Here is a 16,423-nt window from a genome sequence, read left to right as displayed (position 1 = left end):
ATCCGGCATGATGCCGGGGAACAATATCAGGACAGGACCTGCTCCGCGGCACCGGTGCCGGCAAGGGCGCCCGTGGACCAGGCAATCTGCAGGTTGTAGCCGCCGGTGTGCGCATCCACATCGATGACTTCTCCGGCGAAGAAGAGATTCGGAACGAGCTTGCTGCGCATGGTTCCGGGTTCCAGTTCCCGGACACTGACACCGCCGCGGGTGACGATGGCTTCCTCCACTGGGCGCGGGGCGCGGACTGTGAGCGGAAACGCCTTCAGCACGGAAACCAGGCGCTGGCGCTGGACTGCGGTGACCTGGCTGCAGGGAAGAGCTGCCGGAATGCCGCACAGCTGGGGAAACAGATCCGCCAGGCGGGACGGCAGCAGGGAAGTGAGTTCATTCCGCAGGAGCTTTTTGCCGGCCACGGAGAAATCCCGCAGGATCCGTGCGTCCAGCTGTTCCGCGGTCAGGCCGGGCTTCAGGTCGATTTCCAGGGAAGCGCCTGCGGGCGGCTCGGGCAGATGACAGCTGGCTTCCAGCACAATCGGACCGGAAATGCCGAAATGCGTGAACAGCATTTCACCAAGCTCCGAATACAGCGTTTTGCCCTTACGGGAGAGCGTCAGCGTGACGTTGCGCAGGCTGAGCCCCTGCAGCATGCGGGGCCAGGCTTCTTCTGTCTCCAGACCGACCAGGACCGGAGACCGGGGGACCACTGTGTGGCCCGCTTCTTCCGCAAAACGGTATCCGTCCCCGGTGGAACCGGTAGATGGGTAGCTGATGCCGCCGGTGCAGACAATGACCGCCCTGGCGGGAACCAGGGAACCGTCTTCCAGGCGGACGCCGGAGAGCCGGCCGCCCTCTGACTCCAGGGACTGAACCCCTGCACCCAGACGGACTGTAACGCCGGCATTCCGCAGGCAGGACTGCAGCGCCCGCGTGACATCACTGGCTTTTTCAGAAACCGGGAAAACCCTGCGGCCGCGCTGTACCTGCACGGGGCAGCCGGCACTTTCCAGCAGGGACATCATATCCTGCGGAGAGAAGAAATTCAGGGCACTGTAGAGGAACCGCGGGTTGCGCGGAACCTGGGCCATGAATTCATCGGTATCACAGTCGTTCGTAAGGTTGCAGCGGCCTTTGCCGGTGATGTAAACCTTTTTTCCCAGTTTTTCATTTTTCTCCAGCAGGAGCACCGATGCGCCGGCACGCGCGGCAAACAGGGCTGCTGCCATTCCGGCCGCGCCGCCGCCGATTACCACGATATCCGCCATCCTGAATCCTCCCGGGAAAAACTGTACTCTGTTTTCGTACAGGCAGTTGCCCGCAACCTGAAAGATTATACGGGGAACGGCGTTTTTTTGCAAGACCGAAAGAGAAGGATGAAAAAACCGGACCCGAAGGTCCGGCAGGATGCAAGTTTACTCTTCTTTGACCGGAGGTTCAGGCGATTCCGGCTCTGCCGGCCCATCCGGCACAGGGGCGGGATCCGGCACGGCCGGGCGCCAGCGGTTCCGAAGGTATGTGACCAGGCAGAAGAAATCCCGCTTCATGGATTCGAAAATCTTTCCGCGGAAGGCACCGACCAGCACGGCCATCGCCACCGGGCCGCCGATCAGGCCGATGATCCCGCCGACCCGGAGGCCGACAAACATACCAATCAGGCTTTCAAGGGGAGTGATGCCGATGGAGTTGGACATAAGCTTCGGCTCAAGCAGGCGGCGCGCCAGCTGGAGCACCGCAGTGAGCGCAAGCACCTGGATTGCCGCGGCAATATTGCCGGTGAGCAGGTAGATGACGCCCATGAGGATATAGAGCAGGCCGCTGCCGACCATGGGGATCATTTCCATGATGCCGGCGACAATCGCGATGGCGCTGGCATACGGGAACCGGAACGCGTTGAGGACAATCAGGCTGACGACCAGCACCATCAGGGAGAAGGTGCCCTGCACCCGCAGGTAGCCGATCAGGCTGCGGATGGCAGAGTTGGTCAGCTGGGTGGTGTTGCTGGACTGGTTACGGCGCTTTCCGCCCGGCAGGTAGCTGCGGATATCATCATAATCCCGGGCGATGAAATACAGTGCCATCGCCAGGAAGGTGGTGTAGACGATGAAATAGGGGAAGCCGGTGGCCAGGTTAACGAGATAAGTGCCGAGCGTTGTGGAAACGGAAATGCCCCACTTTGTCAGGTCACCGATCATGTCGTTCATTGCTTTGCTGATCTGCGCCTGGACTTCCGGGCTGAAGTTGTCGGACGTATACTGCATCAGGCTGTTGACTGCCTGGCGGATGGTGCCGATGGTGGTGGTGACGATATCCTCCGACTGGGTGAGGAACGGGTTGACCATGCTGGTTACCAGGCCGATCAGCCATACCAGGATACCGATGACCAGCCCCAGCAGGAGGATGACCAGGATGAAAGAGGAAATGCTCTTTTTCAGCTTCAGCTTCCTGAAACAGAAGCGGATTACCGGCTGCAGCATCGCAGCCAGCGGAATCGCAATGAAGAAGGGAGAAAGTTTGTCCCATACCTGCGGGACGAGGAAGTAGGCTGCCAGCAGGACGAGCACAACAATGAGCACTTTGAACGACAGGCGTTCAAACGCTTTTCTCTCTTCACTCAGCATGCCGCAGCCTCCTTTCCCGGATGATGGCTTTTTCTGTAAATTTCATTCTATTCCTTTTCCCGGGGGAAAGCAAGCATTTCCGCGCCGGAGAAAAGGGAAAGACCGGCCCGAAGGCCGGTCGGAGATGAACAGTGATTACAGGTTGACAAAGGACACCAGTTCCTCGCGGGGCGTCTTGGCGCGCTCTGCATTCAGTTCATTGAGCATCAGCGCGACTTGCCCATCCGGCGACTGCACCATTTTGCAGCGTGCGGTGAGGGTGAAGTAGGTTTTGTTGTCCGGTGTGCGCTCTCCCTTGCAGACCCAGCCGCAGGGCGCAATATCATTGGAACAGCAGGTCATCGCGTTGCGGGCGAAGTAGTAGAAGCCCTTCGGGAATCCGGGGCGCTTCCAGGCCTGGCCGACCAGCCGGACTTTCTTGCCGTCATACCGTTCGGGATGGTCCATACTGTCCACATAGAAGATGCCGAACTGGTCCTCCGCGATGGAGATGGTTTCCGCCTTCATATCGTAGGGCAGGTCTTCATCCCGGATTCCGTCATCCACCGTACCGTCGAGATTCTCGAAGAAGATGGTGGCGGCGTTGTTCATCGCGCGCAGCTGCTTGCGCCAGGAACTCTTGTTGAAATCCGGACCGCAGCGGTTGACCGTGATCATATCGGCAGTCTTCATGGGATCGGTCAGAAGCTTCCGCATGTTGGTCATATAGTTTTCAAAAGTGGTGCCGTCGGCAGTGGTGACCACCTGCGCCCAGTCCCAGAGGCGGGGAAGAATCAGGGTGTCCAGCTTTTCCAGTCCCCACATGGAGTTGTATTCCATGATGACACAGGAAGGCTTATGCTCGTTTTCCAGGTCTGCCAGGAGCCGGGAATTCAGTTCTTCGGAGCTGTCGAGCATCACCAGGACGCCGTTGTTTTTCTCCAGGGATTTGTCATCCCATTCCGCTTCTCCGTCCTCACAGCAGATCACCAGGGTTTTGCCGCCGTTGGTAAAGCGTTCGTTGCCCAGGATCGTGAGGCCGAGGGTGGTCTTTCCGCTTTCAATGAAGCCGGTAATCAGGTAAACCGGTACGAATTTGCGAATCATAACTGAAACAGCTCCGTAATCGCTTTCTCGTTCAGGCTGGTACCGATGACGCACAGGCGGCCGGTATAATCCGCGCTGTCATTCCGCATATCGGTTTCACCGGGGACATAGTCAAACTGGAACCATTCACCCGCGGCATTCTGGAGAATGCCCTTGGCCCGCAGGACACGGCCGTATTCTTCTTCATCGGACAGGCGGTCCAGCATGGCGCGGATCTCATCCTGCTCGTAGCGGCGGGCTGTTTCCAGGCCGATGGTGTCGAAGACTTCGTCGGCATCATGGTCATCCGCACCGTGATGGTGGTGATGGTGATGATGTTCATGGCCTTCATGGCCGTGATGGTGGTGATGTTCATGCTCATCGCCGTCATCATCATCGTCATCATCATGGCCGTGATGGTGGTGATGTTCATGCTCATCATCGTCATCATCATCGTCGTCGTCATCATGATCGTGATGGTGGTGATGTTCGTGCTCATCGCCATCATCATCGTCATCATCATGGTCATGATGGTGGTGATGATGCTCTTCCTCATCATCGTCATCATCGTCATCATCCTCAAGCGGCGCGAAATAAATCGGCTTGCCGTTTTCGATGACGTCCAGCATGAAGTCCGGAGTCATATCATCCCAGGGGGTGGTGATAATCCGGGCATCCGGATGGGCTTCGGCAATCAGCAGGCGGCTCTTTTCCACACGGTCCGCATCCAGCAGCTGGGTGCGGCTGAAGATGACGGTGGAAGCGCTCTTAACCTGGTCCAGGAAGAATTCGCCGAAGTTTTTCATGTACATCCGGCACTTGCCGGCGTCCACCACGGTGGCACTGCCGCCGACTTCGATTTCCGGATGGCGTTCCTTCGCCTTTTCCACAGCGGACAGAATTTCACTGAGCTTGCCGACGCCCGTGGGCTCCACCAGGATCCGGTCGGGATGGTAGGTATCGATCAGCTGGTCCACAGCGGCCTGGAAATCACCGGCCAGGGTGCAGCAGATGCAGCCGGCGTTCAGCTCGGTTACGGTGATTCCGGCGTCCTTCATAAAGCCGCCGTCAATACCGATTTCACCGTATTCATTCTCCAGCAGGACCACTTTTTCATTACGGAGGCTGCCGGTCAGCAGTTTCTTGATCAGCGTGGTTTTGCCCGCACCGAGGAAACCGGAAATTACATTGATTTTTACCATTTGATTCATCCTTCTTTCCCGCCTGCCGGTTCAGTTTTACCGGCGGCTTTCCTTATATAACTCACTTTTCGGGATAATGTCAACAGTTTTGGACTCTTTTTCCGGATTTCGTCACAATCGGAACGGATGACGCCCGTTTACAAGCGGGAAGGGGCGGGATATAATATCGGAAGGTGTTGAGCCGGAAAGAAGAGAGAGATATGAAGCAAACGGAGAAAACAGAGCTCCGGGGAGATTCCCATACAGCGATGCGGGTGGCGCGGGTGACGATGTTCATCAACCTGGGCCTGTCTGTATTAAAGCTGGCAGCCGGCCTGATTGCCCGTTCCGGCGCGATGGTTTCGGACGCGGTGCATTCCGCGTCGGATGTGCTGAGTACTGTGATCGTGATGATCGGAATGCGCGCAGCCGGGAAAGCATCCGACCGGGAGCATCCGTACGGCCATGAACGGCTGGAATGCGTGGCGGCGATTATCCTGGCAGGCATGTTGCTTGCAACCGGACTGATGATCGGCTGGCAGGGGATCCGGACGATTGCAGATGCGGAGCAGACACCGCCGTCTGTGCCCGGGCTGCTCGCCCTGATCGCAGCTGTGGTCTCCATTGCCGTGAAGGAAGGCATGTTCCACTATACACGGGCGGCGGCGAAGGAAACAGGATCCGGTGCACTGATGGCCGATGCCTGGCACCACCGGTCCGACGCGCTGTCTTCCATCGGCGCGCTGATCGGTATCGGCGGCGCTCGGCTGGGGCTTCCGATCCTGGATCCGATTGCCAGCCTGCTGATCTGTGTGATGATCGGGAAGGCCGCCTATGATATTTTCCGCGACGCGGTGGACAAAATGGTGGACCACAGCTGCGATGAGGAAACCGACCGGGCGATCCGGCAGAATGTACTGGACCATCCGGACGTGGCGCATATCGACAAGATGATGACGCGGCAGTTCGGCAACCGGATCTATATCGAGCTGGAGATCTCGGTGGACGGCAGCATGCCGCTGCAGCAGGCCCATGAGATTGCCGAAACGGTGCACAATGATATTGAGCAGGCATTCCCTGCGGTCAAACATATTATGATTCACGTTAATCCGACCGGCGAGCATACCTGACCGGGGGAGGAAGGATATACTGCAGCGTATGGAATACCGGGTGAAAACAGAAGAAGACGGCCGGCGGATCCGGGATATCCTGCGGCGCTCGATGGAGATCAGCTACTCCGCAATGAAGAGCGCCAAATGGAACGGGCGGATCCTGCTGAACGGCGAGCCTGTGCATACCGATGCCCGGGTACAGGCCGGGGATACGGTTTTGTTCATTCCGGCAGAGGACCGGCCGGTATATGCACTGAAGCCGTATGATATTCCGCTGGAGATTCCATACATCGATGAGCACCTGATGGTGGTTGTGAAGCCGTCCCCGCTGGCCAGCCAGAGCAGCCGGAACCATCCGGACGACAGCCTGGAGAATGCCCTGTTCAGTTATTTCGGATGCCCGGCGGATTTCGTGTACCGGCCGGTAAACCGGCTGGACAAGGGAACCGGCGGGCTGATGGTTGTTGCCCGAACCCCCTATGCGCAGCACCTGATGCAGCGGAAACTGCACGGACCGGACTTTATCCGGCGCTACCTTGCGCTGACAGACGGCATGCCGGCGGAGCATGAGGGCGTGATCGACCTCCCGATCGGCAAAGCGCCGGAGGCATCCGTGAAACGGATCATTACACCGGACGGAAAACGGAGCATCACCCGGTACAGGGTACTGCGCGGGACCGAAAATGGCGGCGCGCTGATCCTGCTGGAGCTCCGGACAGGTCGGACCCACCAGATCCGTGTTCACCTGAGTGCAATCGGCTGCCCGGTCCACGGGGATTTCCTGTACGGAACCGAGGACCCGGAACGGTTTGCGGGGAGGTTTGCCCTCCACAGCGCGTACCTGGAAATGAAACATCCGGTGACCGGGGAACAGATGCAATTCACATCCGTGCCGGACTGGGCGGGAACGGATGTTCTTTTAATGGACTTTGATTGACTTTGCGGGGTTGAATTTGTATAGTTATTTACAGTGTCCGTCCGCGGAGATGCCTGTCATTCCGCACGGAAGACAACACTGAATACCGCAGCACCCGAAAGGAATGAACAACAGGATGACCATCATCGAACTGCTGGAGAGAAACGCCCGGGAATGGCCGGACGATACAGCATTGATTGAAATTAACCCGGACCAACCGGAAACCCGCCGGGTTACATGGCATGACTTTGAGCTGGTGGAACCCAGCGTGAAACAGCGCCATTACCGTCGGGAAATCACCTGGGCTGTCTTTGACGAAAAAGCCAACCGGGTGGCGAATATGCTCCGGAGCCACAACATCGGCAAGGGAAAAAAAGTGGCCATCCTGCTGATGAACTGCATTGACTGGCTGCCGATTTATTTCGGCGTGCTGAAGACCGGTGCAGTGGTGGTGCCGATGAACTTCCGGTATGCCGCAAATGAAATTGAATACTGCCTGAAGCTGTCCGAAAGCAACATGCTGATTTTCGGGCCGGAGTTTATCGGCCGTGTGGAGGAAATCGCGGACAGGATTCCCCAGGTTTCCCTGGTATATGAAGGCGCCGGCTGCCCGAGCTTCGCGGACGACCTGACTGAGCTGATCAATGAAAGCAGCAGCAGCTTCCCGCCGTGTACACTGACCGAGGATGATGACGCGGCGATCTATTTCTCATCCGGCACAACGGGATTCCCGAAGGCGATCCTGCACAAGCACCGGAGCCTGATCCATTCCGCACGGGTGGAGCAGGCACATCACGGCCAGACCCGGGATGACTGCTTCCTGTGCATTCCGCCGTTCTATCACACCGGCGCAAAGATGCACTGGTTCGGCAGCCTGATTTCCGGCAGCAAGGCAGTGATCCTGAAGGGAACCCGGCCGCAGACAATCCTGGAGGCTGTAAGCCACGAGAAGTGCACGATCGTATGGCTGCTGGTCCCGTGGGCACAGGATATCCTGACTGCGCTGGACAGCGGCGAACTGCGGTTGGAGGATTACCAGCTGAATCAGTGGCGGCTGATGCACATCGGCGCGCAGCCGGTGCCCCAGAGCCTGATCCACCGCTGGCTGAAGTATTTCCCGAATCATCAGTATGACACCAACTACGGCCTGAGCGAATCCATCGGCCCCGGCGCAGTACATCTGGGTATCGAGAATGTGCGGAAGGTCGGTGCAATCGGTATCCCCGGATATGGTTGGCAGGTCAAGATTATCAACCCGGACGGCTCCGAAGTGAAACAGGGCGAGGTTGGCGAACTGTGCCTGAAGGGCCCCGGCGTTATGGTATGCTACTACAACAACCCGCAGGCTACCGCAGAGACCCTGAAGGACGGCTGGCTGCTGACCGGCGATATGGCCAAGCAGGATGATGAAGGCTTCATCTACCTGGTGGACCGCAAGAAGGATGTGGTCATTACCGGCGGTGAGAACCTGTATCCGGTCGAGATCGAGAACTTTATGGCGGCCTATCCGCCGATCAAGGACGTGGCGGTGATCGGCCTGCCGGATGCCCGGCTGGGCGAGATCGCGGCGGCGATCGTGGAACTGGTTCCCGGCGCGACCTGCACGGAAGAGGATATCCAGGAATTCTGCATGGGCATGCCCCGGTATAAGCGGCCCCGGAAGATCATCCTGGCGCCTGTTCCCCGGAACGCCACCGGCAAGATCGAAAAGCCGAAGCTGCGGAAAATGTACGGCGGCGAAGGTCTGGTGGACAGCCAGAACAGGAGCTGACAAAGCAGGCTGTACGCACCTGATGAACAGATATTACGGTTAAAGAGGCTTGTGAAAATGAAAAAACTTGTTATCGGTAACGAGGCGGTGGCCTGGGGACTGTACAATGCCGGACTGGGACTGGTATCCAGCTATCCCGGCACACCTTCCACGGAGATTACAGAGTTCCTGGCCAAGCACGATGATATCCATTCTGAATGGGCACCGAACGAAAAAGTTGCGACGGAAGTCGCTTTTGGCGCCAGCCTGGCAGGAATGCGCTCTGCCTGCGCGATGAAGCACGTCGGCCTGAACGTAGCAGCGGATCCGCTGTTTACCCTGAGCTATACCGGCGTGACCGGCGGCATGGTGATCTGTGTGGCGGATGACCCGGCCATGCATTCCAGCCAGAATGAGCAGGATTCCCGGCACTATGCGATTGCAGCGAAGGTTCCGATGCTGGAGCCTTCCGACTCCGCAGAGGCATATGCATTCGCAAAGAGCGCTTTCGCCCTGAGCGAGGAATATGACACACCTGTGCTGCTGCGGATGTGCACGCGTATTGCCCACAGCCAGTGTGTTGTGGATATCGGGGAGCGGGAGGACGTTCCGGTGAAGGAATATGTCCGGCAACCCTCCAAGTACATTATGATGCCCGGCTATGCCAAGCTCCGCCATCCCGTGGTGGAGGAGCGGACGGCAAAACTGCAAGAGCTGGCCGAAAACTGCATGTACAACCGGGTGGAAATGGCGGAAAACCGTGAAATCGGTATTATTACCTCCGGCTGCAGCTACCTGTATGTGAAAGAAGTTTTCGGGGATGATGTGAGCGTGCTGAAGATCGGCATGCCCAACCCGCTGCCTGAAAAGCTGATCCGTGATTTTGCCGCACAGGTAAAGAAACTGTATGTAATTGAAGAGCTTGATCCGATCCTGGAAAACCATATCCGGGCGCTGGGCATTGAGGTAACCGGCAAGGGCCTGTTCTCCGGAATCGGCGAGTTCAGCCAGAAAACCATCCGGGAAGCGTTCCTGTCCGAAGGAATCGCGGTTCCGGGCATTCCGGAAGCACAGGGAGAAGCACCGGCCGTACCGGGACGTCCCCCGATGATGTGCTCCGGCTGTCCGCACCGGGGAATGTACTACACCCTGGTCAAAAACCATATTACTGTGCTCGGTGATATCGGATGCTATACACTGGGCGCCGTGGCTCCGCTGAACGCGCTGGATTCCACCCTGTGCATGGGCGCGAGCGTTTCCGGAATCCACGGATTCAACGCAGCCCGCGGGGAGGAAACCGAGAAGAAGACCGTGGCGGTGATCGGCGACAGCACGTTCATGCACAGCGGTATGACAGGTCTGGTGAACATTGCCTACAATGCCACCAACTCCACCGTGATCATCCTGGACAATTCCATCACCGGTATGACCGGCCACCAGCAGAACCCGACCACCGGATACAACATCAAAGGCGATCCGGCAGCCAAGGTGGACCTGGAAGCACTGTGCCGGGCGCTGGGCATCAACCGGGTACGCGTCGTGGATCCGTATGACCTGAAGGCATGCGAGGAAGCGGTGCTGGAAGAGCTGGCAGTTGCGGAACCTTCCGTGATTATCAGCCGGCGGCCCTGTGTTCTGCTGAAGTACGTGAAGCCCAAGGCGCCGCTGACGGTAGATCCGGACAAGTGCCGGGGCTGCCGGAAGTGCATGAAGATGGGCTGCCCGTCCATCAGTTTCAGGGATGGCAAAGCCCGGATTGACAAGACACTGTGTGTCGGCTGCGGCGTCTGCGGACAGCTGTGCGCATTTGGCGCCATCGGGGAGGAATAAGGTATGAAGACGACCAGTATCATGATTGTCGGCGTCGGCGGACAGGGAAGCCTGCTGGCTTCCCGGCTGCTCGGAACCGTACTGACCGATGAAGGGTATGACGTAAAGCTGAGCGAAGTGCATGGCATGAGCCAGCGCGGCGGCAGCGTGGTGACCTATGTGCGTTACGGCGACAAGGTATATTCCCCGATCGTAACGGAAGGGGAATGCGACTATATCATCAGTTTTGAAAAGCTGGAAGCAGCCCGGTATGCCGGATGCCTGCGGAAAGGCGGCAAGATTATCGTCAATACACAGCAGATTGATCCCATGCCCGTGATTACCGGCGCTGCGGCTTATCCCGAGGACGTGCTGGAACAGCTGAAGGCAAAGGGATTTGACATTGACGATTTTGACGCCCTGGGACCGGCACTTGAAGCCGGCAGCGCCAAAGCGGTCAATATCGTGCTGATGGGCCATTTTGCCGCCTGCACGGATATCCCGAAGGAGAAGTGGATGGCTGCCCTGCAGAAGGTGATCAACCCGAAGTTCATGGAAATGAACGTGAAAGCATTTGAAACCGGATATGGAAAATAACCGACAGAAACCCTGGGATTCAAACCATTCGCCTGAACCCCGAAGGGCACTCCTCACGGGGTGCCCGTTTTTTGATGAAAAGGAGGATTTGCCTATGACGCGGAAAGACCCCTCATCGATCCTGCCAGACGGACAGAGATATGAATTCTGGGAAAAGGAACCGGTATGGGAACGGGAACTGTTTGTGAGCAATACCGACCCGAATGCCTCGGATGAGAATGACGGCAGCGAAGGCAAACCCTTCCGCACAATCAGCCGGGCTGCGGCGGAGGCCAGCCCGGGGACCCGGGTGCGTATCCATGCCGGAATTTACCGGGAGTGTGTGCAGCCGGTATACGGCGGAACAGATCCGGAGCATATGGTTTCATATGAAGCATACGGGGACGGGGATGTGATCCTGCGCGCTTCCGAGGAAGTGACGGATTTTATTCCGAGCGAAGGGTGGATGCTGTTCCGCGGTCCCGGTCCGGTACCGGAAGGAGAACCCCGGATCTGGGAATACGACCTGGATCCGGAACTGTTCCGGGGATACAACCCGTTCTGTGCGGTGAACATCCTGCATGACCGGCTGTTCATTGAGTATGACAAAACCGATATGACCACCTACCTGAACCGGCGGGGGTGTGTTTTCTGCGACGGAAAGCCGCTCCGGCAGGTACCGCTGTATAACGGGATGGGCCGGGAGGACAATACCTACTGGGTGGAAGCAAACGGCATGAAGGTGCATTTCCGCCTGGCCGGGGATGCCGATCCGCGGGAACACCGGATTGAGGTGACGGTCCGCGAACAGTGCTTTGCGCCGGCAAAACCCTTCCTGAACTATATCCGAGTGAAGGGGCTCATCTGTGAGCACGCGGCGACGGGCGCACCGGTTCCGCAGCGCGGCGCCATTTCCGCCCACCGCGGGCACCACTGGATCATTGAAGACTGCGAGGTTAACTGGTCCAATGGCGTGGCAATCGACGTCGGAAATGAGTGCTGGCACCATACCCATACACCGGGGGAAATGATCGGATACAGTGTGATCCGCGGCTGCCGGATCCGGGATGCCGGCGTATGCGGGATCGCCGGGATGTTCTCGGAACGTTTGCTGATCGAGGACAATGTGATTGAGGGGACTGGCTGGCAGAAGATGGAACTGAGCTGGGAGGCCGGCGCAATCAAGCTGCACAACAGCGTGAACGGGCTGATCCGGCACAATGTTTTCCGGAATACCTTCCGGGCAGACCACCTGTGGCTGGACTGCGGGAACGAGAATAACCGGATCACCGGGAACCTGTTCCTGGACGGAATCGAACAGCGGGAAGCCATCTTTATTGAATGCACCCGGGAAGGGGTCAACCTGATCGACAACAATATCATCTGGAATGTGGAGGGCCGGTTTGACCCGGCCAAGGTTCCGGCAGAGCCGGGATCTTCCGGATGGTACAAGCTGCGGGAGCATGACGTTGTGAACGGCTACGGCGTCTACGGGGAAGGAACCGACCGGCTGTATATTGCCCATAACCTGATTGGCCGGTGCCGGCACAGCGGATACTACCTGAAGCCGGTTCCGTTCCGCATGCACGGGCTGGAACGCGGCGGAACCTCACGGGACGCGAAGATCATCAACAATATCTTCTATGAATGCGGGGAGGCGGCGGTTGACCTGCCCACCCGGGACAACGAGGTGGAAGGCAACCTGTATGTCCGGATGACGGGCGGATACCTGCGGGTGATGTATCCGGAACCGGAAGTCTGCCTGAACCTGCCGGCGTGGCAGGAATTCTGCGGATTTGACCGGGAGGGGCAGAACGGCTGGTTTGATATCGACGTGGACGCGGAAGCCGGCACCGTGACATTCCGGGAAACCAGGGAAGGTCCGTTCGGATTCCGCGGGGAAGCGGAAAGGCTGAAACTGATCCGGAATCCGGGGGATGTCCGCGAGGTAACGGCGGATGCAGCCAGCCGGGAAGACCGGTTTGACACGGAACGCGGCGCGGCAGCGCTTCCGGGACCGTATGCGGTATGGGAAAAGACCGGAGACGGTGTATACCGGGCAAAAATATGAGGGCAAAAAGCGAGGAGGGATCAGTCATGCTGAGACAGGTGAAAACAGAGAACGGATGGGTGCGCGGAATTGAAGCGGCAGATCCGAGGATTACAGCATTCAAGGGAATTCCTTTTGCCGCACCGCCGGTGGGGAAGAACCGCTGGCGCGCACCGCTGCCATGCGAAAACTGGGACGGGGTGAAGGAATGCTACCGTTTTGCGCCGATCTCGATGCAGTGGATTCCGGGACTCGGAACCGATATCTACTGCCGGGAATGGCATGTGGATCCGGAAATTGCAATGGGCGAGGACTGCCTGTACCTGAATGTGTGGACAAATGCGAAGAGCGCGGATGAAAAACAGCCGGTGCTGGTATGGTTCTTCGGGGGCGGGCTGCAGTGCGGCTATCCCGCGGAGATGGAGTTTGACGGGGAACGGATTGCCCGGCGCGGGATCGTTGTTGTGACGGTCAACTACCGGGTCGGTGCGCTGGGATTCCTGACCCATCCGGAGATTACCGCACAGCAGCCGGATGCCCCGGCCAATTTCGGCAACCTGGACCAGCAGGCCGGACTGCGCTGGGTGCAGCGGAACATCGCAGCCTTCGGCGGAGACCCGGAACAGGTGACCATTGCCGGCCAGTCCGCCGGCGGCGGAAGCGTCATGTCCCAGGTGGCATGCCCGGACAACAGCGGGCTGTTCAAAAACGCTGTCGTGATGAGCGCGATGATCTTTGATCCCTACTTCCGCCGGGAAGTCGGCCGGCCGGAACTGCTGCGGGACGCGGAGAAGAAGGGAGAAGACTTTTTCGCCTACCTTGGGGTGAAGGACCTGGAGGAAGCGCGGGCCATGGATGCGGTAACGCTGCAGCGCAGCTATGAGAAATATATGGAGTCGCACGTGCCTTTCTTCACAGTGCAGGATGACCTCTTCTGCGTCGGCGACCCGATTGCCCTGTACCGGCAGGGGAAGTGCGTGGACGTGAATATGATGGCAGGGAATACCAGCACAGAGTTCCTGAATACGATTGACGCGAAGGATGAAAAGGAACTGGAGGCTGAAGCAAAGCGCCTGTTCGGCGACAAGGCCGGAGAATTCCTGAAGACGCCGGAAAGCCGGAAGAATCTCCCGGGACAGGGATACGCACCGGTCAGCGGCATCGAATGCACCGTGAAGGGTGTACTCAGTGACAAGGCTGCGCAGGGGAAAGGCGGATACTGCTACTGCTTCGATCCGGATATTCCGGGATGGGACAATCCGGGCACCTTCCACTCCTCGGACCTGTGGTTCTGGTTTGAAACGCTGGCCAAGTGCTGGCGGCCGTTCACCGGACGCCATTACGACCTGGCCCGGCAGATGTGTGACTATTTCTGCAATTTCATCCGCAACGGGAATCCGAACGGGAAGGACCTGAACGGGGAAACCCTGCCGCAGTGGGATAAATGGTCTGCAGAAAGCCCCTGCACAATGCGGTTTACCGGAGACGGCGCAAAAGCGGAGTATGAAGCCCAGAGCGCATTCGGGAAGTTCATCACGGAACGGATTATGGAACGCATGAAAGGGTTATAAAAACACGGCAAATCCGCCAAAAAGAAAAAACGGGCATCCGTCAGGCACCCGGGGAAATAACGGCGCGGTTCAGCAGATCAGCTGAACCGCGTTGTGTATGTTCTGAATTGTCAGCGGATTGATGGCTGTGGCTTCTTCTCCGTCCAGGGTCCACTCCAGTTCCGGCGCCCCTTCGAAAGTGAAGGAAGAAGCCCGGATGAAGATCAGGGACGGATCTTCGTAATTGCCGGCTGTAAGCGCACCGATGACCTGGCCCAGGGCTCCCAGGTTCGGCGGAAAGGGAATCAGCAGTGTTTCGAAACGGCCGTCATTCATATCGACCTGATTGTCCTCCAGCTTCAGGATCCCGCCGAGCGAGGTGGAATTGCAGACGGCCCCGAAGAGGTAATCATCTTCATAGACGGTCCCGTCCGCCGTGATCCGCATATGGATCGGATGGATATCCGCCAGGGAACGGATCCCCTGCAGGATATAGGCAGCGTGGCCGAGGATGTTTTTCATGTTCTGCGGTGTGGACCAGGAAACGCTGGTGAATGCGCCGAAAGAAGCGGTGTAGCAGAAATACCGGTCTGCCCCGAAACGCCCCATGTCGAGCATGCGGGGGGCGCCGCTGCATATCGTTTCACAGGCAGCCAGCAGGTCCGGGGAAAGACCGAGCGTTGCAGCAAAGTCATTGGTACTGCCGGCCGGAATATAGCCGACAGGTGTTGTATGGCTGCCGGACAGCAGGCCGGAGACCACCTCGTTGAGTGTTCCGTCCCCGCCGCAGGCGACAACCAGGTCCGCATCCCCGGCATGATCCCGGGCAAAAGCCACTCCATCTCCGCTTTTATCCGTCACACAGACAGTGACCAGGTATCCGCCCGCGGTTAGCACGGAAATCATCTCCGGCAGCAGGCGGTGGGCCTGCCGGGTGCCGGCATTTGGGTTTACAATCAGCAGCAGCTTCTTCAACACGGTCATTTCCTTTCCCGTCAGTATCCGTATTTTACCACAGAAATGCCCAAACCACAAAGGCGAACGGACGTCCGGATACAGGGCTTATATTTAACACTTTTGGAATATATTCTTTATTGAATATTCGGTTTTTTATCGTATAATTTTACCCATCCTTGATGGAATGTTCGTGTTTTGGAGGCCGGGACATGGAAGCGTTGCGCCAGATGATACTCAGTCAGGGCAAGGGAATCGGCAGTGATATCGTAAAAGTGGATATGTTCCTGAACCACCGGATTGATACCGGGCTGCTGTTTGCCATGGGGGAAGCATGGGCGAAGGAGTTCCGCGATGAAAAGCCGGACCTGGTCCTGACGGTGGAAGCCAGTGGCATCGCGATGGCTGTGGCGGCAGCCCATGCGCTGGGTGATCTTCCGGTTGTGTTCGCGAAAAAGAGCGCGACCGCGGTGCTGAACAACGAGACGGTGCAGGCGCCGGTTTACTCCTTTACCCATAAGACGCACAATACCATCCGGATTGAGCGGCGGTACCTGCCGGCTGGCAGCCGCGTACTGATCATCGACGACTTCCTGGCGGACGGACAGGCGGTTCACGGGCTGATGAGCCTGTGCGAGCAGCAGAAGGCGACTGTTGTCGGCGTCGGAATTGCTGTGGAGAAAGGCTTCCAGCCCGGCGGAAACCAGCTGCGGGAAGCCGGAGTACATCTTAAGTCATTGGCAATCGTGGACGGGATTGAAAACGGAGTGATCCGTCTCCGCCCGGATGACGATTGATCCAATATATACCCACTCCAAGGACAAATAAGAGGAGGACAAACC

Annotated in this window: 13 protein-coding genes; 8 read left to right on the top strand and 5 right to left on the bottom strand. The window is 58.0% G+C overall.

The genetic code is table 11. From position 1 onward, the window contains the following. Window positions 1-26 precede the first annotated feature (26 nt). The 4 genes from JNO48_02865 to JNO48_02850 form a co-directional block, all read right to left on the bottom strand. Window positions 27-1,265 (bottom strand): NAD(P)/FAD-dependent oxidoreductase, encoded by a 1,239-nt coding sequence (locus JNO48_02865; protein ID QTE68866.1) that lies wholly within the window; start codon window positions 1,263-1,265, stop codon window positions 27-29. Window positions 1,266-1,412: 147 nt separating this feature from the next. Further along, the gene (locus JNO48_02860; protein ID QTE68865.1) at window positions 1,413-2,618 is read right to left on the bottom strand and encodes an AI-2E family transporter; all 1,206 of its coding nucleotides are present in this window, start codon (window positions 2,616-2,618) and stop codon (window positions 1,413-1,415) included. 135 nt (window positions 2,619-2,753) lie between these two features. Beyond that, entirely contained in the window at window positions 2,754-3,704 is a 951-nt protein-coding gene (locus JNO48_02855) for a GTPase (GenBank protein QTE68864.1), read from the bottom strand. After that, on the bottom strand, window positions 3,701-4,885 hold the full coding sequence (locus JNO48_02850; protein QTE68863.1) for a GTP-binding protein: 1,185 nt from the start codon (window positions 4,883-4,885) through the stop codon (window positions 3,701-3,703). The genes JNO48_02855 and JNO48_02850 overlap by 4 nt, the downstream gene beginning before the upstream one ends. A gap of 200 nt (window positions 4,886-5,085) precedes the next feature. Here JNO48_02850 and JNO48_02845 point away from each other — a divergent pair, with 200 nt between their 5' ends. The 7 genes from JNO48_02845 (at window position 5,086) to JNO48_02815 (ending at window position 14,648) form a co-directional block, all read left to right on the top strand. Continuing rightward, the gene (locus tag JNO48_02845) at window positions 5,086-5,994 is read left to right on the top strand and encodes a cation transporter (GenBank protein ID QTE68862.1); all 909 of its coding nucleotides are present in this window, start codon (window positions 5,086-5,088) and stop codon (window positions 5,992-5,994) included. Window positions 5,995-6,022: 28 nt separating this feature from the next. Beyond that, on the top strand, window positions 6,023-6,913 hold the full coding sequence (locus tag JNO48_02840) for an RluA family pseudouridine synthase (protein ID QTE68861.1): 891 nt from the start codon (window positions 6,023-6,025) through the stop codon (window positions 6,911-6,913). A gap of 115 nt (window positions 6,914-7,028) precedes the next feature. After that, window positions 7,029-8,663, top strand: coding sequence for an acyl--CoA ligase (locus tag JNO48_02835; protein QTE68860.1), 1,635 nt, complete (start codon window positions 7,029-7,031; stop codon window positions 8,661-8,663). 57 nt (window positions 8,664-8,720) lie between these two features. Then, window positions 8,721-10,472: an indolepyruvate ferredoxin oxidoreductase subunit alpha gene (gene iorA, locus JNO48_02830; GenBank protein ID QTE68859.1), complete on the top strand. Its 1,752-nt coding sequence runs from the start codon at window positions 8,721-8,723 to the stop codon at window positions 10,470-10,472. Window positions 10,473-10,475: 3 nt separating this feature from the next. Beyond that, the gene (locus JNO48_02825) at window positions 10,476-11,048 is read left to right on the top strand and encodes an indolepyruvate oxidoreductase subunit beta (protein QTE68858.1); all 573 of its coding nucleotides are present in this window, start codon (window positions 10,476-10,478) and stop codon (window positions 11,046-11,048) included. 94 nt (window positions 11,049-11,142) lie between these two features. Continuing rightward, a complete protein-coding gene (locus JNO48_02820) occupies window positions 11,143-13,098 on the top strand; it encodes a right-handed parallel beta-helix repeat-containing protein (GenBank protein QTE68857.1) in 1,956 nt (651 codons plus the stop codon). 26 nt (window positions 13,099-13,124) lie between these two features. Next, the gene (locus tag JNO48_02815; protein ID QTE68856.1) at window positions 13,125-14,648 is read left to right on the top strand and encodes a carboxylesterase family protein; all 1,524 of its coding nucleotides are present in this window, start codon (window positions 13,125-13,127) and stop codon (window positions 14,646-14,648) included. 69 nt (window positions 14,649-14,717) lie between these two features. Here the strand turns inward: JNO48_02815 and JNO48_02810 are convergent, their stop codons facing one another. After that, window positions 14,718-15,602 (bottom strand): YegS/Rv2252/BmrU family lipid kinase, encoded by an 885-nt coding sequence (locus JNO48_02810; protein ID QTE68855.1) that lies wholly within the window; start codon window positions 15,600-15,602, stop codon window positions 14,718-14,720. A gap of 191 nt (window positions 15,603-15,793) precedes the next feature. Here JNO48_02810 and JNO48_02805 point away from each other — a divergent pair, with 191 nt between their 5' ends. Continuing rightward, complete coding sequence (locus JNO48_02805) at window positions 15,794-16,378, top strand: xanthine phosphoribosyltransferase (protein QTE68854.1); 585 nt, start codon at window positions 15,794-15,796, stop codon at window positions 16,376-16,378. The last annotated feature ends 45 nt before the right edge of the window (window positions 16,379-16,423 follow it).

The sequence above is a fragment of the Clostridiales bacterium genome (genome assembly GCA_017569285.1).
GTDB lineage: Bacteria > Bacillota > Clostridia > Christensenellales > Aristaeellaceae > Aristaeella.
The sequence above is the reverse complement of the archived record's forward strand: the minus strand, read 5'-3'. Positions and strand labels throughout refer to the sequence as shown.